Source organism: Vibrio chagasii (assembly GCA_041879415.1).
In the GTDB taxonomy this organism is placed as follows: Bacteria; Pseudomonadota; Gammaproteobacteria; order Enterobacterales; family Vibrionaceae; genus Vibrio.
Genome location: CP090851.1, coordinates 2,756,921 through 2,778,105, shown reverse-complemented (window position 1 = coordinate 2,778,105; position 21,185 = coordinate 2,756,921). Strand labels below are relative to the sequence as shown.

The window sequence follows — 21,185 nt, the reverse complement described above, 5'->3', positions numbered from 1 at the left end:
AAGTGATCAATACAGTTGATTTAAAGATTCAGTGAGAGAAATGATAAATGAGAAGCATCCAATATATGTAATCGCGCAGTTATCTCACACTACATAATATTATAAGCGTACCTTTGTAAACTTTTGGAGGAAACATGAATCCCATAATGTTCCATTATTTTCATGGAGACAGCGGTAACCACAAACCATGCCAAGGATCTATGTCAGCCGATCATCTTGAGAGAGTGATAAAACATCAGAAAATTCAAGTGTTGGGTGTCGATGAGTGGGTTTTCAAATTATCTAATGGTACGTTACAAGACTGCGAAACTTGCTTAACATTTGATGATGGGATTAGAGAGCAGTGGGATATCGCCCTTCCGATACTTAATGCATTTGATATCAAGGCAAATTTTAATCTTTGCTCATTTCAATTTTCAAAAGAAAAAGATAATTTTGAAATATACCGCCACTTCAGAAATTACTATTTTGAAAGCTTAGATGATTACTATGAACAGTACTTTTCAGAATGCGCTAACTATTTTAAAAAATATCATATTGAGATTCCTAAAAACTTGAACTTTTCTAATTACTTGCCCAATTCGACTTTTTATACAGTTCAAGATAGGAAGTTCAGATACTACAGGGATGAAATTTTAAAAGAAAAACACTTTCTTATATTAGACGAGATGCTGAAAAAACAAAAAGTAGATATTGGTAAAGTAGAAAAAAAACTTTGGATAACAAAAGAAGAAGTAAAAAATCTAGCATTTCAGGGGCATGAGATTGGTTTACATACTCATCAACATCCAACTAACCTTGACCAATGGAGCTATGCACGACAACAAGAAAGCTTTCTAAAGAATCAAGCAGTGTTGGAGTCGATTATAGAGAAAAAAATCACGCATTGTGCATATCCTTGTGGTAAAAAAAACGATCACACACTACGTTTAATGAAAGAGCTTGGGATTAAATATGCATATTCAGCCCATAATTACGACTTCGATGGCGATCTTTTAAATATACCAAGGATCGATTGTACCGATATATTAAATAAATTAAATATAAAATAACTTTGGGATCCTAAATGAAAGAATTATTTTTCGAACCATTAAATAATGTAGATATTTTAAGAAATAAAAATAAAATAAAAAAAGACCTACTCCCTAAATCAAGCAAAAAAATAAAATTATTAATTTTAAGTGGTTCGACTATCGGGGAGTTAAAAGACTTTATTTACCTATTCTTACTCAATAAAGGTATTGAAGCAGATATATATGAAGGGCAATATAACTCTTACTATGAAGAGGTAATGTTTACTAATCTCATAGGTGAGGTCTCTCCTGATTGGATTTATGTACATACTACGAATAAAAATATATCTCGTCTGCCTCGTAATACAAGCAGTGAAAATGAACTCGATTTATTTTATGAAGAAGAAGTAGTTAAATTAAACTCTTTTATTGATAAATTAGAATCTTTAGGTATAAACTGTATAATTAATAACTATGAAATGCCTCAATATAGGAATATGGGAAACTATGACTTTATTTCTAGTCATGGGTATGTAAGTTATATCAATAAATTAAATTCATTTTTAAGTACAAAGATATCTAGCGTTAAAAATGTATTTGTTAATGATATCATGTATACGGCTTCTTCTGTTGGTTTAGTTAACTGGTACGACTCATCATATTGGTATGGATTTAAATACGCAGTATCACCGAAGGTAATGCCGAATATTGCGAAGTCGATTTCAAACATTATTAGCTCTATCTGCGGTAATGTAAAAAAAGTGCTTGTTTGCGATCTTGACAATACACTCTGGGGCGGAGTAATTGGAGACGATGGACCTGAAGGTGTTAGTGTTGGACAAGGAAATGCTAAATCAGAATCGTTTGATGAATTGCAAGCATTTATTCTAGAATTGAAGCGTCGCGGAATTATTCTTGCTGTTAACTCTAAAAATGAACTGAGTCTTGCTAAAGAAGGTTTTAGTAACCCTGCTTGCCGTTTATCTTATGATGATTTTGGGACTTTTATTGCAAACTGGGAATCTAAGTCCGGGAACATGAGTTTAATTGAAGATGACTTAAATTTATTTCAAGATAGCTTTGTTTTCATCGACGATAACCCTGCAGAGATAAAGCAAGTGAGCGATGTATGCCCAACAGTTACGACTGTTACTTATCAGAAGTCTGTATTTGAATTAATAAAGTTCATCGATAGCGAAGGGCTTTTTGAGGTTTTTAATTTCTCGGATGAGGATAAAAAACGCGCAAAATATTACGAACAAAATAAAAAGATTAAGTTGGCGAAGTCAAAGTCAGTTAATTTTGATGAATACCTAACTTCCTTGGAAATGGTTATGAAAATTACATCAATTAACGATAAAAATTTGGATCGCGTGATACAATTGGTAAATAAAACAAACCAGTTTAATCCTACAACATCAAGAATCACTAAAGTAGAATACGATCAACGTTATAATAACAATGATGGAATCACATTGTGCGCCGATTTGACGGATTTATATGGTGATAATGGTATTATTACAACTCTATTTTCTTCTATTCACGGGGATACTTTAAAAGTTGACACCTGGGTCATGAGTTGTAGGGTTTTTAATAGAGAGTTAGAGTTCGCAATTTTTGATAAATTAGTAGAACGATGTAAAGAAAAATCGATAAAATTTATAGAAGCAGACTACATAAAATCAATTAAAAATGGTTATGTAGAAAAGCTCTATGAAAATCTTGGCTTTGAGATAATTTCACAAAGTTCTAATGAAAAAAACTACAAGCTTGAAGTTGATAGCTACGAGAATAAGTGTAAAAATATAAAGGTAAATTATGAGTATTGAAGCGTCTGTACTAACAGTTGTATCTGAGGTTTTGGATCTAGATAAAGTGAAACTTAACGAAGAATCAGGTATTGAGGATTTTGAAGAATGGGATTCTATGGCAACTATCAATATAATGACTATTATTTGTCAAGAGCATTCAATTGTTCCTTCTTTTGATGACTTCGAGAACTTCACAACAGTAAAACGTATAATAAACTTTATCAAGAAATCAACATGTTAAAATTTCACCATACTGGAATTGCTTGCCGAGATATTGAAAAGTGTGTGGCACAATATAGAGCGCACTTTGGAAGTAGCATTTTTTCAGAATCGAATACTATATTTGATCCTGAGCAAAATGCGAATTTAAAATTAATCACTCTGTCTGATGGAACAAGCGTAGAGTTCATTTCCGGAGAAATGGTTGAAGGGTTGATTAAGAAGGGGCGCGATATCTATCACGTTTGTTATGAAAGTAACGCATTTGAGGAGGATGTAAATAATTTCATCAGTAATGGTGCTATGCCTATCTCAGCTGCGAAGCCTGCAGTATTGTTTCATAACAGGCTAGTACAATTTTTTATGACTAGCTATGGGATAGTTGAGCTATTGGAGTTTAATAATGAAACTTGAGCTTGCCCAACTTTCTGATATTGGTGCAATTCGCACCTTTATCAATGACCATTGGCGAAGAGAACATATCTTTGCTAGAAATGAAAGTTTTTTCAATTTTGAAATGACAGATAATTCCGAAGTCAACTTTTTATTGGCGAAGGATGATAGTAATAATATAGCTGGTTTGGTTGGCTTTACTAAAAGTGCTGAAGAGCAAAAAGAAGCAAATCTATTTTTGGTTATTCTGTGTGTGTTACCTGAGTTCGCTAGCAAGGGGTTAAGCTTTAAACTCATCAACGAATGTATTGCGATGAACTCTTCATCAGTCAACACTATCGGTGCAGCACCAAAGGTTTTGCCTCTCTATCAGCTATTAGGTTTTAAAACTGGTTATTTAGAGCATTTCTTTTGGATTAATACACAGCTTGAAAAGCTTAGTTTATGTGAAAACAAATCTCTATTGTTTAAAGACACTCTTTGCAGAGAGACTGAGTTAGATCTTGACTTTATTAAATTAGAAGAAATCGATAAAGAGACTTTTGAGCGAACGCCATCTTCAAGACGGGACTTTTATAGTTTTAATAAAAGATACTTTAAACATCCGATATATAAATATGACGTTTATTATAATAAAAGTAATGCATCTATAATTGTTGTAAGGGTTATAGAAGCTAATTCATCTCGTGCAATGAAGGTTATCGATTACTTTGGGAAAGATATCGATATAACAGTATCATTAAAGTTCTTAGTACATCTCGCTAAAGAAAACAACTACGAATTTGTTGATATTTATGTCAAGGGAATAGACGGTAAACTTATAAGTGATGCAAATTTTTCTCTGGTTACAGATAAAGATGTAACTATTCCTAACTACTTCTCACCATTTTTATTGGAAAATGTATCTATTTCTTATGCAACAAAAGATGATAGTTTAGTATTGTTCCGAGGTGATGGTGATCAGGATCGTCCCTCATGAGTCATATGAATACAATTATTTATTCGAGTGGTGGATTTTGTGATGTGATGGCATGTGCTGCATTGTCATCGAGCAAGCAATCTACAGATAATCAGCACATAATATTCATGCTAAACACCGTGGATAATAATGCTGACTTTGAGAAAAAAGCAATTAACAATATTAAAAAGCTACTTAAAAATGCACAAGTAACGATTGATAATGTTTATAATTATTGTGATGATGGCGATATTAAAACTTTAGATCCTGAGAAGTTACAAGCTAAATATGAAAATGTTCGTTCTGTTTACTTGTACGCGGAGTCTAGCGGGTTAAGAATAGATTGCTTTTTTAGAGCTTTTGAAAATTCAGAGTTCGTTGTTTACGAAGAAGGTATGTTGGGATATTGTGCTGATATTTTTCACAACTCTGAATTGGGTGGACTGTCATTAATATCTAGTTATTATACTACGAATTATTTCGAAAAGTTACTTCCTCAAAGTCTTAGACAAGTTTCTTTTAAGCTCAAAAAGTATGATGAAAAAGTTATTCGAGATTACTTCACACTAATTGACCCTATAGCTGAAAAAGATACTATGAGCTTCTCTAAGCAATCGGTAATGATGATTTCAGCACCACTTTGGAGAATGGGGCCATTAAGCTATATAGATGTGCTCTATGCTCATGTTAAAGCCGTAAAACAAATTTTGGCGTCCGGTGTAGTTGTTTATTTTAAAGATCACCCACGTCCTGAAGCTAAGTTGTTCCCACAAATCAACAGGCTTTTAGAAGATGATTATAAAGAAAGGTTTGTTGATGTAAGTGAGGTGGCGATGCTTGCAGAAAGTATTGTCGACTATATTAAACCTGATGCGGTTGTAGGGTTTGGAAGTACTGTTTTATTCAACGCACCTCATTTTTATAACGTGCCTTCTTTTCGTTTCTCAACTGAACTAGTTGCTTACTCACTTGGAGCTAAGAGGCAACATTTATTAAACTGTGTCTTAAAATGTCAATATATCCCTCATTTGGACTCTTTAGTTAATGTATTAAATTCAAGTCATGATGATAAACGAAGTGAAATAAAAAGAGAATTTGACTCTTACTTAGAAGAAGTGGATAGCTCATTGGAAAATCCATTTATAGAATCAGTATATAATTCTCTTTTTATTGAAAATATTAAAGTAGAGAATGATATTGATATTATCCTAGATGTATTAAACGAAGGTAAAATTGAGTCATTAAAAAAAGATCGCTTCAAAAAAATAATATCAAATCCATTTTTAGTAAATGTCAAAATGTTTATTGAATCCTTACTTAAGATAAAAATATGTAGACAAGAAAGCTACGTTGCGCTTAAGGAAAAATGCAAAAACGATGCAAATACGATAGACTTTCTTTTAGATATAATCAATAAGGATTTAAAAAAGTGAAGCAATATTTTGAAAGTTACTTTAACGTGATTTTCTTGTCTTACACCAAAGCAATATTGAACATTAAATCTGAGTTGTCAGATAATAAGATGTCATACGCATGGCTTATTCTTGAGCCTGGTTTATTTATAGCCGTGTATTTCGTTGTATTCGGAATCTTGTTAAATAAAGGTACTGAAAACTTTGTGGAGTATCTAATTGTTGGTTTGATACCTTGGCTCTGGTTTTCGAGGAGCGTGACAAAATCAAGTGCCTCATTGATATCAGCGAGAAATACTATCAGCCAAATAAAAGTATCAAAGTTTTATTTTGTTTATTCTATCGGTATCCAAGAAGCTATAAAACAGGGAGGGATAATCCTAATTTTGGCTTTAATTCATCACTTTTTAGTTGGTGGTGCTGTAAGCTTTATTATTTTAGCAGCTCTGATGCTGTTAAATCTTTTATTCAATATTTCGATGGGCTTAATTTGCGCTTTTGTTGTGACTTTTGTTAGAGATGTTCGGTTACTAATTCCTAGTGTAATGAGAGTGTTAATGTATGGAAGTGCAATTGTATATTCAATTGAAAAGGTTCCTTTTACTTATCATTACATATTTGATTTTAACCCTATATTCTTGATTGTTAGTCTATACCGAGGAGCAATTTTAAACGTACAAATAGACTACTTGCACCACTTCTCTATTTTATTTATGTTTACTTTTTGTTTAGTAATCATATCCCATTTACTTTATATTATTTTTGATGAGAAATTAACTAGGGAAGTTTTACGTTAATGGAAGAGCTAATCAAACTATCTAATGTTAGTCTAACTTATAAGTTAAAGACTAAGATTCAAGACAAGTTGACCTATACCCCACTGAATGATGTTAGCTTTACTCTTTATGAAGGTGAAACTCTTGGTGTATTAGGGCGTAATGGGGCTGGGAAAAGTTCTTTATTAAAGCTCTTGTCGGGAATACTGAAGCCTAATTCAGGGAAGATTTATTTCAAGGATGGCCTTTCTGTAAGTATGCTCTCTTTGCAAGTGGGGTTTGATCAGAACTTAAGCGGCTATGATAATATAATATTATCTTCTATTTTGTCTGGCTTTTCTCGGAAAAAATTAGATGATAATATCGAAAATATTATTAAATTCTCTGAACTTAACGATTTTATTCATCAACCTGTAAAGTCATATTCTAGCGGGATGAAAGCTAAACTAGGCTTTTCGATAGCAGTAAAAGTTACACCTGATGTATTACTGATTGATGAAGCGTTAAGCGTTGGGGATGTTGCGTTTAAAAAGAAGGCTGAGTTAGCCATTACAGAAAAGATTAAGAGTGATCAGACCGTTGTATTTGTTAGTCATTCTCTTGGTCAAGTCGAGCGTTTGTGTGACCGTGTTATTTGGATTGAAGATGGCTTGGTTAGAAAAATTGGGAAGCCTGAACAAGTCATTGAGGCTTATAAAGAGTATTTTGATAAGTAGAACTTTAAAATGAAAAAAATTTTAGAAAATAAAATTCTTAGCATGATCCAAAGACCAATCGAAGAGATTTCAGAGCGGTTGAGAACGAGTAATGAAAGGCATACGAGCGAATTCTTAAAACTCGAACAGAAGATAGACTTGTTGAATGATAAAGTTTCAGGTCTGGAGTCTGAGTCTAATGCTAGCAAAATAAGCATAAAAAAAGAACAAGACCTAAGATGTTTTTTATATCGTCAAATTGTAGCCAGAACTATACCTAAAAGTATATTTGTTTGCTCTATACCCAAGTGTGGGACTACTTACACTATTAATTTTTTATCGAATTATGTAGCTAACATAGACACGAAAGATCCTGTGCAAGTTAACTTCGATCAACTAGTTCAAAATGGCGTCTTTCATACGGTTGACACCCCTATGTTCAATCCTAATGTTACAGATTTGAATCTTTACAAAGCTAATATTGCTTCATTGTTATCGCAGGATACCACAATAAGCAATAAGTCAAACTACTCCCACATCATCGGGACTCATAAACTACATGACAATTATAAATATAATAAAGCGATTTTCTTATATCGTAACCCATTAGACTTCTTGGTATCTTTGTATAATTTTGAATATACTAAAAAGGGTTTGTCAAAAGATTTTTCTGAAATGGTACGAGAGAAGTTATCAGGGAATGAATTTTCATTTGTAAGTAGATATTTAGAGCAATTGAAGTCATGTCAAAATGAGCAAGCTTTACATATATCTTATGAAAGCTTGATGATATCTCCTCGTGAAACATTTTCAAAGATTTTAGATTACTTAGATTTGCCGATTCAAGATAATACTCTCGAGCAAGCGTTGGAATTTTCTTCTATTAAAAGTGTTAAAGAATTTGAGAGTAAATCAAATAAAATACTCATCGGAGCAAGTCGAGGGCTGAAGGGTTCTTTTATTACGTCGGGTAAAATTGGCCAGTGGAAAGATTACTTTGATGAAGAGCTACTGGAATACGTTAAAAATTGCCTCGAAGAAAATAATATTGACTTCAACACATTTGTTTATGAATGATAACAATAGTTTTGACAGGTTATGTATCTGTCGAACTAAACTACAAGCTTATACATTTTGTCTCCTTTTGTCTAAAGAGAAGAGAAGCTTTGACTTTATACTTTTCATAGATGACTGTCATAACAGAGATAATTTACAGTTTTTAGAACGCTTGTCTGAAGCTAACAACATAAAATTTGCTTACTATGCGAAAAAGAACGTATTTTCAGATGTTAATTCAATTATAAAATTTGCCATTAGAAATCGTTGCCATGATTTATACATTTCAAGCCTTGGTAACGGTTATATCTCATTGATGCTTGGCATTTTAAAATATGATTGTTTACTAACTTTTGATGATGGAGCAGCTAACCTAGAGAAGCAGTCTTTTGTCTATGTTCCAAGGAATAGTTTCGCCAGGAAGTTTTTTTTTACGGCATTCTATAAATCAAAAGATTTAAAAACTATTATTGACTCATCTTCCGTCCACTTTAACATTTTTCCCAAGTTTTTATATCCCTATCCTGGATATTTTAGGAATGAAGTTAATATTAATTTTTTATTTCATAATATTAATATAGACCTAAACATAGGTAGTTATGATTGTATTTTTATAGCCCCTTGTTATGAAGAGTACTTCAATGATCCTTTAGAAGGTTACCAAAAAACCATATTGTTCTTAAAAAATAAAATAAGAGAAGGTAGTCGTGTACTATATGTTAAGCACCCTAGAAGCTCGTTTGATGTACCAAAAGAGTTGGCAACGGAAAAAAAAATCAATGGGTATTTACTTGAAGAGTTAGTGCCAAGTTTTTTTAAGGAAAATGAGGTGCTAGAGTTGGTTGGATTCGGTAATACAACACAGGCATTTTTCTTAAACGATAAGAGAGTTAAAATTACTATTTTAACTAATGATGGTGTCAAGGAAAAATATGTTAATCACTTTTTTTCCCTTTATTCGCAAATCAATAAGGTGGTATTGGATTGAATAATCAACGTGTAATCACTTTTGGTACTTTTGATGTTTTTCACATTGGTCACCTGAATATTTTAGAGCGATGTGCGTCGTTAGGACATACTCTTATTGTAGGTGTATCTAGTGATGAGTTGAACTTCAGCAAAAAACAGCGATACCCGATATATAAAGAAAATGATCGATTGAAAATTGTTCAATCAATGTCGTTTGTAGACGAAGTTTTCTTTGAGGAATCTTTGGAAAAGAAACGAGAATACATTAATTATTATAAAGCTGATATTCTTGCGATGGGAGATGATTGGCAAGGAAAGTTTGATGAGTTTTCTGACATCTGTGATGTTGTCTACTTCCCTAGAACACCCTCTATATCAACAACAAAAATTATTGAAATCGCCAAAACTATATAGATCAAATGATAAGATGATATTTAATTATCTTTTATATGACTATCATGATTAATATTATATGAGTTATATATTCTAGCAATAAAAGATTAACTCAACCCTTTCTCAACGCTATCACAAAATTAAATAGCAGAAATTTATAATGAATAAAGATAAATACAATTGGAATCGTTTTTTTTCCCTGATTAAAGGGGCTATCCCCGCTTTATGCATGATGTTTTTCCCTAGAAAGTCTAATCGTATAATATTTAACTCAGAGTTTAACTTAGAGTTTAATCACAACTCTAAGACACTATTTCAATATTTCCTGAAACACTATGGAAAGTATGAAATTAAATTTGTTATTAATGACTCTTCAAAAAGAAATAATTTAAATCGTGTTTATGGAGATTATTTTATTTCTTCTAGTTCTATTTGTGAAATTATTTATATATTGCGTGCAAAAACTTGGGTAACGTCATCACTAGAAACACCAATTGGAGGATTTTTTCTAAATTTTAGGAGGAATGTATTTCACTTAGGGCATGGTGCTCCATTAAAAAACATAGGATTAAGCGAAGGTTATAGCAATTGGAAGAAAAAAATTTATTACAGAATATTAAGGACTAATTTCAGTTATTTCTTATCAACGTCCAGCCTTTTTTTAGATAACTGGGCTAATTGTATCGGAATGCCTCTTGAGCGCGTTTTAATCGGCGGGCAATCGAGGAATGATTTAATCACCTGTCCTAAAGCCGACTCAGGTGATATATTTAAGTCTTCCAAACGTAAAATTCTTTACGCTCCAACTTGGCGACCATTCTCCGATACTGACTTATTCCCTTTTCCTGACAGGAATCTTACGTTAATAAATGATAGTTTAAAAGAGTTAGATGCTGTTGTTTATTTACGTTTACATCCTAACTTTGAAAATCTACATATGGATGAGTTCGCTAATCTTGATAATATATGTATTTTAAATAAGCATAAAGTTGATGATATTAATGAGGTTTTAGGTTTATTTGATTTGGTCGTCACGGATTACTCTAGTATATATATCGATTTTCTATTAACTCTGAGACCAGTGGTTTTTCTTCCTTATGATCGCAGTGAATATGAAAAAAACATAGGTTTTTCAATTGATTATAATAGAAATACGCCAGGACCTAAACCGTCTAAGCAGTGTGAATTTATCGAAGAGATTGATTTGTTACTTAACGACAACTCATATTATTTAAATGAGCGAAAGCAAGTAAACGATCGATTGAATCAAGTCAAGTACGATCATAGTGAATCGAATGCTCAACTAATTTTTCTTCATCTTAAAGATTAGGCTTTGAATTATAGCCTGTAGGTGCATCTAATAATATCCGCTTAATACAGTCTACATTAAAATCATGGCAGCACTCGTCTAGCTCGTTCAATAGTATCTGCATCTCTGGCCAATTGAGCTTACTCTCCATTGCAGTCATGATTTTTTCGTGGCTAGTTCCTTCGACATTGTCACCAATGAGAAGTTCTTCATATAGCTTCTCTCCGGGTCTTAAACCTGTAAATTTGATTTCAACATCACCTTCATCCGAGCTTGAATTAAGGCTTTCCTTCATTCCCATTAAATGTACCATGCGTTTTGCAAGGTCCAGAATTTTAACGGGTTCACCCATATCCAGTACGAAAACTTGTCCATTGTTTCCCATCGCACCAGCCTGAATGACAAGCTGTGCAGCTTCTGGTATTAGCATAAAATAACGGATGATATCTGGATGAGTAACGGTAACAGGGCCGCCAGCTTTAATTTGCTTCTTAAAAAGTGGCACTACCGATCCGGAAGAGCCTAACACATTGCCAAATCTAACCATGGTAAAGACAGTATCTGTCCCTTTATCTGCAAGCGCTTGAAGAACGAGTTCTGCCATCCGTTTGCTCGCACCCATTACATTCGTTGGTCTTACGGCTTTGTCGGTTGAAATTAGCGTGAAATTTTTCACGCCGCACTCTATAGCGGCTTGTGCGCAGGATAGTGTCCCAAAAACATTATTACGAATCCCTTCAACAACATTATCCTCAACTAGGGGAACATGCTTGTATGCGGCAGCATGATACAGGGTCTCAATTTCATATGTATTAATGAGCTTTTCAAGACGGTTCTGTCTTTGGACTGAACCTAGAGCGGCAATGATCTGAGTTTGGCTCTTTAAGTTTTTCTTCGTAGAAAGTAGTTCTTGTTCAATTTTGTATAGGTTGTACTCATTGAGTTCGAATAGAACTAATGTTTTAGGTTGCTGTGCCAAGATTTGACGACATAGCTCTGAACCAATGGAGCCACCGGCACCGGTTACCATGACACACTTGTTATGAATATTCTTTGCCAGCAATTCACCGTCGGGTGTGATAGGCGCTCTGCCCAATAGATCAGCTACGTCGAGATCTTTGATCTCTGTCGCAGTTGCTTTACCTGCTGCTATGTCCTCTACCGATGGGACAGACTGAATTGCAATAGGCCAATCAGATAATTTTTCTACGAGTCTTAATCGCTTACCTTTATTAATATTATTAATAGCTAGTAATAGCTTTACTGGCTGATAAAGAGATTGAAGCTGCTCAAATTCGCTTGGGTGATGGACTTTTAGCCCAAATAAGATATTTCCCCTTTTGCTCGGGTCGTCGTCTAATAATATAACCGGGTTATATTCATCACCGTGTATTAGCGCATACACTAGCTCACGACCAGTAGCTCCTGCACCGTAGATAAATACATTGGGTTTTTTTCGCTTGATCATCTGATCATAGACAGAGCGAATCATTATTCTTGGTCCACCTAAGGTCAGAGTTGCTAACCCTGCGTAGATAAACGGAACGCTTCTTGGGATAAAGCTATGAAAAAAGAACTCACTAATCACTAATGTTAGAGATGAGATAAATACAGCGAGGAAGATGTGACCTACGGCAGGAAACATCATGTAACGTAGGACTGCACGATACATCCCAAGTTTGGTAAATGTGAATATCGTGACTGAAATTGTCAGGAATAATGTGACCCATTCGTTAGGCCCTACGTCAAAGGTATATGTTCCCAACCTTAAAGCAACGGCAAGGTAAATCGACATTGCTATTGCAAATATGTCGTAGCCAATACTAATTAAGCGCTTATTTTTCCGCTTGGTGTTGAGAATCGCTCGTATTGGCTTGATCATTATTTTCCTTGATAACTTTTAATTCAGTCTAATAAGCTGTAGCTGAGTATTTGATATGAAGATATTTTAATGTTCTTAAGTGCGGTAAGCTAGATGTAATTGGTTGTTATGTGTTGCCTAATCAATTTACTGTTGATTTTTTTAATTTTTGTTTAATTTTTGTTCGTTTTTTTTGAGCGTTTTTTTTATGAAACTTTTGGTTACGGGTAGTACGGGGTTTGTTGGTGCTCGAGTGGTCGAGCTAGCAGAAGCGCGTGATTGGGAAGTGGTGTCTGTAGTTCGTCAGAGTTCCAGAACACAAGCTAACTGCTTTAGGGTTTCCTCTATAGGTGCAGAAACTGACTGGTTTGATGCATTCGAAGGTGTAGATTGTGTTGTTCATTGTGCTGCTCGCGTGCATCAAATGAATGAAAGTGAGCAAGATGCTTTGGCTGCCTATCGAGATATCAACACCCTTGGCACTTTGAACCTAGCGAAGCAAGCGGCTGAAGCCGGCGTTAAACGGTTTGTGTTCGTCAGTTCTATTAAAGTTAACGGTGAGTTTACCGAACCTGGTTCAGCTTTTTTACCTAACCTAGATAACATCCCAAAAGACCCTTACGGTTTGAGTAAGTATGAAGCGGAAGTTGAACTAACGAAGCTCTCAAAAGAAACAGGCTTAGAAGTCGTTATTGTTAGGCCCCCACTGGTTTATGGACCAGGTGTGAAAGCAAATTTCTTATCAATGATGCGTATGGTTGAAAAGGGCATCCCACTTCCATTTGGCGCGATTCATAATAAGAGAAGCTTGGTATATGTAGATAACTTATCAAGTTTGATATTAACTTGTTGTGAGCACCCCGCTGCGCCTGGGTATACCTTCTTGGCTTCTGATAACCAGGATGTTTCGACTAGCCAATTAATAAGAGCTATTGCGCTTTCAATGGATAAATCACCGAGGCTTTTACCGATTCCAATGCCTTGGATAAGAGCAGGTGCGTCTGTATTGCGAAAGCAGCATGTAGTACAAAGAGTATGTGGAAACCTTCAAGTGGAAACTCGCCATACAAAAGAGATTTTGGGCTGGATCCCTCCGGTGACTTTCAAAGACGGGATCAGTAAAACCGTAGAATCATACTTGAAGTCACACTGATGTGTTTCCGCTGACTTATACCATTCATATAAGTAATTGAGTCAGGTACTTTTTATCAACGAATGTCAGTCACGGCATTCTCAATATTCGTTTATTAGAGTTTAAGGCATCCATTTTGATTCGTTTATTAGATTTCTTTTTTGCATTGTTCGGCTTGCTGGTCCTTTGGCCTATTTTTGTTGTCATTTGTATTCTTGGTTACTTTGACACTGGCTCCCCTGTCTTTTTTCAAACTCGGGTAGGGCGTAACAAAAAGCCATTTACCTTAGTGAAATTCCGTACTATGCCGGTAGAAACACAATCAGTGGCCACTCACTTGGTGGGGGCGAGCTCAGTGACTAAATTGGGTGGGTTCTTACGCAAGACTAAGCTGGATGAACTACCACAGTTATACAACGTCCTGAAAGGCGAAATGAGTCTCGTTGGTCCGCGACCATGCTTATTCAACCAGCAAGAGCTCATCGATGAGAGAGAGTCGAGAGGCGTGCTGGCGGTAAGACCCGGTGTTACGGGGTTGGCTCAAATCAATGATATCGATATGTCGACACCTAAGCTATTGGCGGAATGGGATCAACGTATGCTCAAGACCTTAACGACCAAGCTTTACTTTCAATACATCATTCAAACAGTATTGGGCAAAGGAGCAGGTGATCGAGTGTGAGTTGCGATGCTTAAGGCTCACGATATATGAGATGTGTGCCAAACTTTACAGGTTTGCGTACCGGCGAGCTCTAATGTGATGCTTTATAAGGTATTGTTTATGATTTACCCATTTACTTGAATGTGCTTATTAACTATCATGTTGTTCAATTAGTTGTTTAAGCTGAGTGCTTTATTTTGAGATATCTAATAAGTAAGAGGTTTTAGGGTCGCCTTACGTCTCTTGCTTGTGGTGTTTTTTCATATCGCTTTCGAAATATCTTGCTTAGTTGATGTTCGGTGTTTAACCCAATCACTTTCGTGAAGGAAAGCCGTGCAGTTAAAGTGTCACGATACATGAACAAGTGAGGTGTACTGATATGTCCCTCGTTTGTATCGATATGATTTGCCTATAGCTCAAATTTGCTAGGAAAATCAGCCTCAGTTCAGTTTGAAATATGGAAGATATAATTATATGAAAATGCAGTGGTTAGCTAGGGTTTCACCGTTGTTGTTGCTATCAGCATCAGCTGTCGGAGCTGAAAACTTATACGTAGGTGCTAAAGTCGGTAATGTAACGGCCGATAACTTTGCACCATTAGTCGAAAGCCGCACGGCTATCGATGATTCAGATACGTCTTACGGCTTATTTGTTGGTTACCATATCGTAGACACACTAGCGATCGAGGGTGGTTATAACTACCTTGGTGAGTATGATCTAAAAGATATTGCCGGTGGTAGCTACGAAGCAAGCAGCTTTGATGTTGTTCTAAAAGCATCTGGCAATGTAACGGATAGCCTAGCGTTATACGCAAAAGGTGGTTTTGCAGTTTATGACTGGAAAGCAAACGGCCCAGGTGTTGAGTCTGACGATTCTGGCGTTACCCCAACGATTGCTTTCGGCTCTGAATACTCGATCACACCAGCGATGAAGGTTGGTATTGAATACCAAATCTATGATGATATCGGTGGTGTGAATATCGACTCGTTTAATGTTGCTTTGTCACATAGCTTCTAATCATTTGTAGGGATAAATTGTGAAATATAAAATTTTAGCGTTATCAGTCGTTGGTGCAATCCTTGGTGGTTGTGGCAGTGACAACAACAACAGCGTGCCACCTGAGCAAGCGTACCGTAATATCATGGCATTCGACCCTGCAGTTATGGGTATGAAAGGTACTTACAGCTGTGACAATGGTGCAACTGGTTCTCTAGAAGAAACAAACTACCACGGTATTTCTGAAGTTACAGACCTTACCGTTTTAAACTACCCTGAAACTTGTACATTTGCTTACAACGCAACTGCAGGCGCAGTGGACGTTTCAAACGGTAAAGACATGAGCAAGGTAAGCTACAAGTTCCCTAAAGGCTTAGCGAACTACGATGACTTAGTGACATCTTCTCCAATCTCTACTTTGATCGAGAAAGAGCTAGATGGGCAGCCATATACTGAAGCTACAGGCGTTCAAGTGCTTACAGACCTTGGCTTAGATGGCTTGCTAAACAATGGTGTTACTTCAGTAGCTGATTTCCTGCGTCGTACTCAAGAAATTATTGAAGACCTTCCAGCAAAAGATGCTAGCTTAGTTTCAGCGACAGCGGCGGTACTATCAGATGTTCTTGTAGTAAGCCCGGATGCATCAGCAACTCAGATATCTGACGCAGCGGTTGCAATTACAGAAGAAGTTATTAAAACCTACCCAGCCTATCCTGAAGCACCGGGTGGTGGTGAGATTTATTTAGATCTAACAGAAGATCCGAAGTTAATTGAAGATGCAGTGAAAGACCCTAGTAATGTAGGTACTCTTCCACCGCCAAAAGACTCTGAACCTGTTCCAGATCCTGATGAAGGTACTCCTCCACCAACTGGCGGTACTGGTGGTACTGGCGGTACTGGCGGTGGCGGTAACGGCGGTGGTACTGGCGGCTAATTTTAGTATTGTAATAAAAAGGCACCAATCGGTGCCTTTTTTACATGCTGTTCCTATCCACATAGTTACAAATAAACATGGTCGCTATTCAAGATAGCCACTTGCGAATACTGTTATAACTTATTGCATACTAATGAAAATACTCAGCCACTCTAGAAACGCAGCGCTCATTGTATCCGTCAGTGCATTCGCTATTGCTCCCAATGCATACGCTGTCGATAACTTGATGTCGTCCCAAAGCTACACTGGTGCGATCATCGTGCCCAATGCTCAAGTGATGGATACGGGCGATATCTCTTACCTCTATGGTCAAGGTGTACCGTACAAAGGAAAAACCAGCGACCTAGATAACATTTTGTTTAGTGTTGGCCTGTTTGAAGGCTTTGAAGCCGCGGGACGAATTGTTACCAAAACCTACGATTGTCACCTTTACACCAATGTACCGAACTACAACCCAAACTGTGGGAACGGCATTCGTGATCTGTCTGCATCGTTTAAGTACCAGCTCCCGTTCGTTAAAGATTGGACTGGGTTTGATTTGGCGGTAGGTGTTCAAGATTTAGGTGGTGCTGCCAGTAACTTTGAAACCTTCTATGCGGTTGCTGATTTTGAGCCTGATTTTGTACCAGCGAGGTTTAGTGCGGGTTACGGCAAGTCAGAAGTAAGCCATGGCGTTTTAAACGGGCCATTTGCTAGCTTAGAGTATCAGCCTCTGGACTTTGTTCAGCTTATTGCAGAGCACGACTCTCACCAATTCAATGCTGGCCTTAAGGTGTTTACACCAGAACATTATTTGCCGCTGGATACGCAGTTATCTTTTCAATATCAGTTTTATACCAGTGGTAATGCCGATATCGATATTTGGTCGGTAGCGGCATCAACTCCTTTAATGGGCTTTTCCGAGTCTCGCCGAGTTAATGAATTAACCCTAGAAGACAAGATCGCAGTAGAACAAGCGCATCATAAATTCGCCGGTCTGGTTCAGCTTAAAAAAGCACTGGTCGATGAAGGTTTTCTTAATGTTAGAGTCTCTGCGGACGATATTGGTTTAAACGTCGCGTTAGAAAACCGCCGTTATAATCGTAACCAAGTGGATGGTGTGGGTGTGGCTTTAGGTATCATCTCTTCTTATGTGGGAGAGGGCATGCTTCAAGACCTTGGTGTTAAGAATTACCAACAGCAAAATATTCGTCTGTTTAACTTGGTTAACGACATGCCGATGATGGAAGTGATCACTAGCGCACCATGTTACCGCGAGTTTGTAAAAACAGGTGAGCCTTGCAAAACACTTCTTGTTCGTACCTCTGATGTTAAAAAGAGCTACGCTAAAGCGAATTTTGGTGAAGAGGTTACTCGTTCTGGTTTCGGCCGTACACAAGTGATTGTGTCTCCAGCTTTGTATCACAACACGGCGACAGAGTACGGTGTATTTGATTACTCGCTAGCACTAGCGACTAACTTGTACACACCGCTTTGGAAAGGTGCCGCTTTGGATGTTCGACATGTCATGCCACTGGCTGAAAGCGATGATTTCGAAGAGGGCGAAATTTGGGGCGATGATGCGTTTGAGAATGAAGTCGATAGGGTTCTTTTCCATCAAGCATTCCAGCTGCCTTATAATCTCACCACTCAATTCTCATTCGGACAAGTCTACGGAAACTATTTAGGTGTCTTGAATGAAACCCAGTATGCGAGCAATAGTGGTCGTCATATATTGGGTACTGAATTCGCAAACTTTTCCGCTCAAGATAAGTACGACTCAAGAGGCAAAGCTATCTTAGATGCGACTCCAATGATTGGCCATTACACGTACTCAAGACCGGACTGGAACTGGCAAGGTAAAGTGCAAGCTGGTCAATTCTGGAAAGGCGATGAAGGGGTGCGTGTGACTACCAGCCACTGGTTGGGTGACGTAAGAGTTGATGCTTCATACCAAACGACAAAAGCGGTTGGCAAAAGTGAATATGAAGACTTTGTGACGCTGGGTATCGCGATTCCTTTAACACTATGGCGTGATATGAGCCCAGGCTACGTGCAGTTGCGCGGTATTGATCAATTTGTATACGCACTACAAACTCGTGTTGGTGAAAGTCATAACCAACTTGGCACAGGCTTAGGTGTCGATACAGGCTTGCAACACAATATTGAAAGGCAGTACTTCAACCGTAACCGCATTGGTGCAAGTTACTACCATGAAAACCGACAGCGCTTACGCAATGCTTACCTAAAATACTTAGAAGCCGTTAAATAGCGTAAATATAAATGGAGAGCCAACACCAAGCGTGCTGGCTCTTTTTTTTTGCTCTTAGCTTACTCGTATCTCGCTACTCTCATGCTTTTCGCATCCCGCATATGCTTTTATCTATCTTTGTCTCGATGTTAAACATGGGGGCGTGGCGGAGCAGAGATTCCAGACATTTCGTTCCTCAATTCTGGAATGACGGCGTGATTTAGATGAGAGTCATGGAATGCTACTCTCGGGCTCTCATGCTTTTCGTGTCTCGTTACTGCTCTTCCCCCTTAAAACCATTCAACTAGGTTGATAATAAACACAATTTGTGGATAATGCATACGGATTAAACAAACCGTATGCAAACGCTCTTTTTTGTTACGTTTTGGGCAAAAATTCCAACTCAATTCCCATATTGATGGGAACATATGATCTACGCAGTGTGGTGTCGCGGACTATCAAAGGGCGGTAGCGTCTTTTAATTTTATGAGACTAAATGGGAACAGGATCACAGTAACTCTAGGTCCTGACTCTATTAAACACGGTGTAGCTGATAAAATAACTCGCTTAATTTCCTTTGGGTGTCCTTTGGGGTATCACAACACATTCCGTTTCTAGAACTTGGTTAACATGAAGATTAATAAAAATCGTCTCCTTTTGGCGCTCCTTCCCGTATTACTTGCAGGGTGTACGACTCCAGGTAGTCACCTATCTACTGGTGGCAAGAATGTGATTCAGACTTCTGAAGATCAGCAAGAGTCTGATATTTCTGAAGTGGTGAACGTTTACCCACTTACTGCACAATCAGTATCGACTTACCAAACGGGCGAACTATCGGTTTCAAGAGCAAACCCTGAGTTAGACGTAGACATCGCAAAGTATGAATACAAAGTCGGTGTCGGTGACATCTTAAATATTACGATTTGGGATCATCCAGAGTTGACCATTCCAGCAGGTTCTTACCGTAGTAGCACCGAGGCCGGTAACTGGGTACATGCTGATGGCACCATCTTCTACCCTTACATTGGCACTGTAGAAGTGGCAGGAAAAACGGTTCGTCAAATTAGATCTGATATCGCGACACGTTTGGCTAAATACATCGAAAGCCCGCAAGTAGATGTCAACGTGGCGGCGTTTCGTTCTAAAAAAACCTACATTACTGGTGAAGTGTCTAAACCGGGCCAGCAACCGATCACCAATATTCCATTAACGCTACTGGATGCCGTTAACCGCTCCGGTGGTCTTTCAGAAGATGCCGATTGGCGCAACGTGTCATTAACGCGCAACGGTGTAGAAGAGAACCTGTCTCTTTATGGCTTAATGCAACGTGGTGATTTAACGCAAAACCGCTTACTGCAAGCGGGTGACATCGTTCACGTGCCGCGTAACGATAATCAGAAAGTCTTCGTTATGGGTGAAGTGAAAGAGCCTAAACTTCTGAAGATTGATCGCGTGGGCATGAGCCTAACCGAAGCGCTAAGCAATGTCGGCGGTATTAACGAACTGACGGCAGACGCAACCGGTGTGTTTGTGATTCGCACTTCTGATGATAAATCAGAGCGCATGGCAGACATCTACCAACTAGACATTGAAGATGCCTCAGCGCTAGTGATTGGTACCGAGTTTGATTTAAAACCTTACGATGTGGTTTACGTAACGGCAGCACCAATCAGCCGCTGGAACCGTGTAATTGGTCAATTACTACCGACCATCAACGGCTTCAACAACTTGACTGAAGGTGCATTGCGTATTCGTAATTGGCCGTAGGTTGAGAGAAAATGGCAATCAGGTCGCATGTTAAATGCGGCCTGATTTTTATGTATGAGCCAAATACAATTAGAGACAACTATGTTTAATAAAATTTTAGTCGTGTGCGTGGGCAATATTTGCCGTTCTCCAACGGGAGAGCGCGTTCTTCAAAAATTACTTCCAGGCAAAGAGATAGCCTCTGCCGGAATCGCGGCTGAAAAGAGTCGTTTACTCGGCAAGCCAGCCGATGAGACAGCGATTTTAATCGCAGCAGAAAATGGCGTAGATGTGGAAAGCCATCAAGCCCAACAAGTGACGCCTCAGCTGTGTGCTCAATACGATTTGATTTTGGTGATGGAGAAGGGCCATTTAGAAGCGCTCACTCAGATCTCACCAGAAGCACGCGGTAAAACCATGTTGTTTGGCCAGTGGATTGGTCAGAAAGACATTCCCGATCCGCACCGTCAAAGCCGAGAAGCATTTGAATACGCTTATCAGTTGATAGACGAAGCCGCGCAAGCGTGGGCCAAAAAGCTGTAGCTTGATATTTCGTCTTTAATCCGCGTATACGCCATTGACCGTCGAACCGTCACAAAAGCAACAATAACAGAATCATAG

At 37.7% G+C, this 21,185-nt stretch carries 20 protein-coding genes; 19 read left to right on the top strand and 1 reads right to left on the bottom strand.

The genetic code is table 11. The annotated features are described in order from the left end of the window. Window positions 1–134 precede the first annotated feature (134 nt). From L0991_12445 to L0991_12390, 12 genes are all read left to right on the top strand, one after another. On the top strand, window positions 135–1,052 hold the full coding sequence (locus L0991_12445; GenBank protein ID XGB62183.1) for a polysaccharide deacetylase family protein: 918 nt from the start codon (window positions 135–137) through the stop codon (window positions 1,050–1,052). Window positions 1,053–1,066: 14 nt separating this feature from the next. Further along, window positions 1,067–2,842, top strand: a complete 1,776-nt coding sequence (locus L0991_12440) for an HAD-IIIC family phosphatase (protein XGB62182.1) — start codon at window positions 1,067–1,069, stop codon at window positions 2,840–2,842. Next, window positions 2,832–3,065 carry an acyl carrier protein gene (locus L0991_12435; GenBank protein XGB62181.1) on the top strand — a complete coding sequence of 78 codons (234 nt, stop codon included), beginning with the start codon at window positions 2,832–2,834 and terminating at the stop codon, window positions 3,063–3,065. The genes L0991_12440 and L0991_12435 overlap by 11 nt, the downstream gene beginning before the upstream one ends. Then, window positions 3,059–3,457 carry a VOC family protein gene (locus L0991_12430; protein XGB62180.1) on the top strand — a complete coding sequence of 133 codons (399 nt, stop codon included), beginning with the start codon at window positions 3,059–3,061 and terminating at the stop codon, window positions 3,455–3,457. The genes L0991_12435 and L0991_12430 overlap by 7 nt, the downstream gene beginning before the upstream one ends. Beyond that, a complete protein-coding gene (locus tag L0991_12425) occupies window positions 3,447–4,415 on the top strand; it encodes a GNAT family N-acetyltransferase (protein ID XGB62179.1) in 969 nt (322 codons plus the stop codon). Before L0991_12430 ends, L0991_12425 begins: the two co-directional genes overlap by 11 nt. Further along, entirely contained in the window at window positions 4,412–5,827 is a 1,416-nt protein-coding gene (locus tag L0991_12420) for an alpha-2,8-polysialyltransferase family protein (protein XGB62178.1), read from the top strand. Before L0991_12425 ends, L0991_12420 begins: the two co-directional genes overlap by 4 nt. After that, window positions 5,824–6,603 (top strand): ABC transporter permease, encoded by a 780-nt coding sequence (locus L0991_12415; protein ID XGB62177.1) that lies wholly within the window; start codon window positions 5,824–5,826, stop codon window positions 6,601–6,603. The genes L0991_12420 and L0991_12415 overlap by 4 nt, the downstream gene beginning before the upstream one ends. Next, entirely contained in the window at window positions 6,603–7,298 is a 696-nt protein-coding gene (locus L0991_12410; GenBank protein ID XGB62176.1) for an ATP-binding cassette domain-containing protein, read from the top strand. The genes L0991_12415 and L0991_12410 overlap by 1 nt, the downstream gene beginning before the upstream one ends. Before the next feature lie 9 nt (window positions 7,299–7,307). Then, on the top strand, window positions 7,308–8,354 hold the full coding sequence (locus L0991_12405) for a sulfotransferase domain-containing protein (protein XGB62175.1): 1,047 nt from the start codon (window positions 7,308–7,310) through the stop codon (window positions 8,352–8,354). Window positions 8,355–8,421: 67 nt separating this feature from the next. Further along, on the top strand, window positions 8,422–9,321 hold the full coding sequence (locus L0991_12400; GenBank protein XGB62174.1) for a hypothetical protein: 900 nt from the start codon (window positions 8,422–8,424) through the stop codon (window positions 9,319–9,321). After that, window positions 9,318–9,716: an adenylyltransferase/cytidyltransferase family protein gene (locus L0991_12395; GenBank protein XGB62173.1), complete on the top strand. Its 399-nt coding sequence runs from the start codon at window positions 9,318–9,320 to the stop codon at window positions 9,714–9,716. Before L0991_12400 ends, L0991_12395 begins: the two co-directional genes overlap by 4 nt. A gap of 139 nt (window positions 9,717–9,855) precedes the next feature. Next, window positions 9,856–11,025, top strand: coding sequence for a CDP-glycerol glycerophosphotransferase family protein (locus tag L0991_12390; protein ID XGB62172.1), 1,170 nt, complete (start codon window positions 9,856–9,858; stop codon window positions 11,023–11,025). On the opposite strand, the gene L0991_12385 is transcribed toward L0991_12390, so the two are convergent. Then, the gene (locus L0991_12385; GenBank protein XGB62171.1) at window positions 11,015–12,886 is read right to left on the bottom strand and encodes a polysaccharide biosynthesis protein; all 1,872 of its coding nucleotides are present in this window, start codon (window positions 12,884–12,886) and stop codon (window positions 11,015–11,017) included. The genes L0991_12390 and L0991_12385 overlap by 11 nt on opposite strands. 187 nt (window positions 12,887–13,073) lie before the next feature. Between L0991_12385 and L0991_12380 the strand changes: the two genes are divergently transcribed. From L0991_12380 to L0991_12350, 7 genes are all read left to right on the top strand, one after another. After that, window positions 13,074–14,018 (top strand): SDR family oxidoreductase, encoded by a 945-nt coding sequence (locus tag L0991_12380; GenBank protein XGB62170.1) that lies wholly within the window; start codon window positions 13,074–13,076, stop codon window positions 14,016–14,018. Window positions 14,019–14,130: 112 nt separating this feature from the next. Beyond that, a complete protein-coding gene (locus L0991_12375; GenBank protein ID XGB63899.1) occupies window positions 14,131–14,679 on the top strand; it encodes a sugar transferase in 549 nt (182 codons plus the stop codon). 453 nt (window positions 14,680–15,132) lie between these two features. Beyond that, on the top strand, window positions 15,133–15,675 hold the full coding sequence (locus L0991_12370; protein XGB62169.1) for an outer membrane beta-barrel protein: 543 nt from the start codon (window positions 15,133–15,135) through the stop codon (window positions 15,673–15,675). A 19-nt stretch (window positions 15,676–15,694) separates the two neighbouring features. Then, window positions 15,695–16,588 carry a serine/threonine protein kinase gene (locus L0991_12365; protein XGB62168.1) on the top strand — a complete coding sequence of 298 codons (894 nt, stop codon included), beginning with the start codon at window positions 15,695–15,697 and terminating at the stop codon, window positions 16,586–16,588. A gap of 133 nt (window positions 16,589–16,721) precedes the next feature. Further along, complete coding sequence (locus L0991_12360) at window positions 16,722–18,839, top strand: YjbH domain-containing protein (GenBank protein XGB62167.1); 2,118 nt, start codon at window positions 16,722–16,724, stop codon at window positions 18,837–18,839. 609 nt (window positions 18,840–19,448) lie between these two features. Next, window positions 19,449–20,585, top strand: coding sequence for a polysaccharide export protein (locus L0991_12355; GenBank protein ID XGB62166.1), 1,137 nt, complete (start codon window positions 19,449–19,451; stop codon window positions 20,583–20,585). Window positions 20,586–20,666: 81 nt separating this feature from the next. Then, window positions 20,667–21,107, top strand: a complete 441-nt coding sequence (locus L0991_12350) for a low molecular weight phosphotyrosine protein phosphatase (protein XGB62165.1) — start codon at window positions 20,667–20,669, stop codon at window positions 21,105–21,107. Window positions 21,108–21,185 lie beyond the last annotated feature (78 nt).

What these genes read in the sequence shown, in the direction of transcription:
- L0991_12385 (XGB62171.1), bottom strand. Translation starts at nt 12,886, where the DNA reads ATGATCAAGCCAATACGAGCGATTCTCAACACCAAGCGGAAAAATAAG.
- L0991_12420 (XGB62178.1), top strand. Translation starts at nt 4,412, where the DNA reads ATGAGTCATATGAATACAATTATTTATTCGAGTGGTGGATTTTGTGAT.
- L0991_12410 (XGB62176.1), top strand. Translation starts at nt 6,603, where the DNA reads ATGGAAGAGCTAATCAAACTATCTAATGTTAGTCTAACTTATAAGTTA.
- L0991_12390 (XGB62172.1), top strand. Translation starts at nt 9,856, where the DNA reads ATGAATAAAGATAAATACAATTGGAATCGTTTTTTTTCCCTGATTAAA.
- L0991_12360 (XGB62167.1), top strand. Translation starts at nt 16,722, where the DNA reads ATGAAAATACTCAGCCACTCTAGAAACGCAGCGCTCATTGTATCCGTC.
- L0991_12425 (XGB62179.1), top strand. Translation starts at nt 3,447, where the DNA reads ATGAAACTTGAGCTTGCCCAACTTTCTGATATTGGTGCAATTCGCACC.
- L0991_12405 (XGB62175.1), top strand. Translation starts at nt 7,308, where the DNA reads ATGAAAAAAATTTTAGAAAATAAAATTCTTAGCATGATCCAAAGACCA.
- L0991_12380 (XGB62170.1), top strand. Translation starts at nt 13,074, where the DNA reads ATGAAACTTTTGGTTACGGGTAGTACGGGGTTTGTTGGTGCTCGAGTG.
- L0991_12445 (XGB62183.1), top strand. Translation starts at nt 135, where the DNA reads ATGAATCCCATAATGTTCCATTATTTTCATGGAGACAGCGGTAACCAC.
- L0991_12355 (XGB62166.1), top strand. Translation starts at nt 19,449, where the DNA reads ATGAAGATTAATAAAAATCGTCTCCTTTTGGCGCTCCTTCCCGTATTA.
- L0991_12350 (XGB62165.1), top strand. Translation starts at nt 20,667, where the DNA reads ATGTTTAATAAAATTTTAGTCGTGTGCGTGGGCAATATTTGCCGTTCT.
- L0991_12430 (XGB62180.1), top strand. Translation starts at nt 3,059, where the DNA reads ATGTTAAAATTTCACCATACTGGAATTGCTTGCCGAGATATTGAAAAG.
- L0991_12435 (XGB62181.1), top strand. Translation starts at nt 2,832, where the DNA reads ATGAGTATTGAAGCGTCTGTACTAACAGTTGTATCTGAGGTTTTGGAT.
- L0991_12370 (XGB62169.1), top strand. Translation starts at nt 15,133, where the DNA reads ATGAAAATGCAGTGGTTAGCTAGGGTTTCACCGTTGTTGTTGCTATCA.
- L0991_12440 (XGB62182.1), top strand. Translation starts at nt 1,067, where the DNA reads ATGAAAGAATTATTTTTCGAACCATTAAATAATGTAGATATTTTAAGA.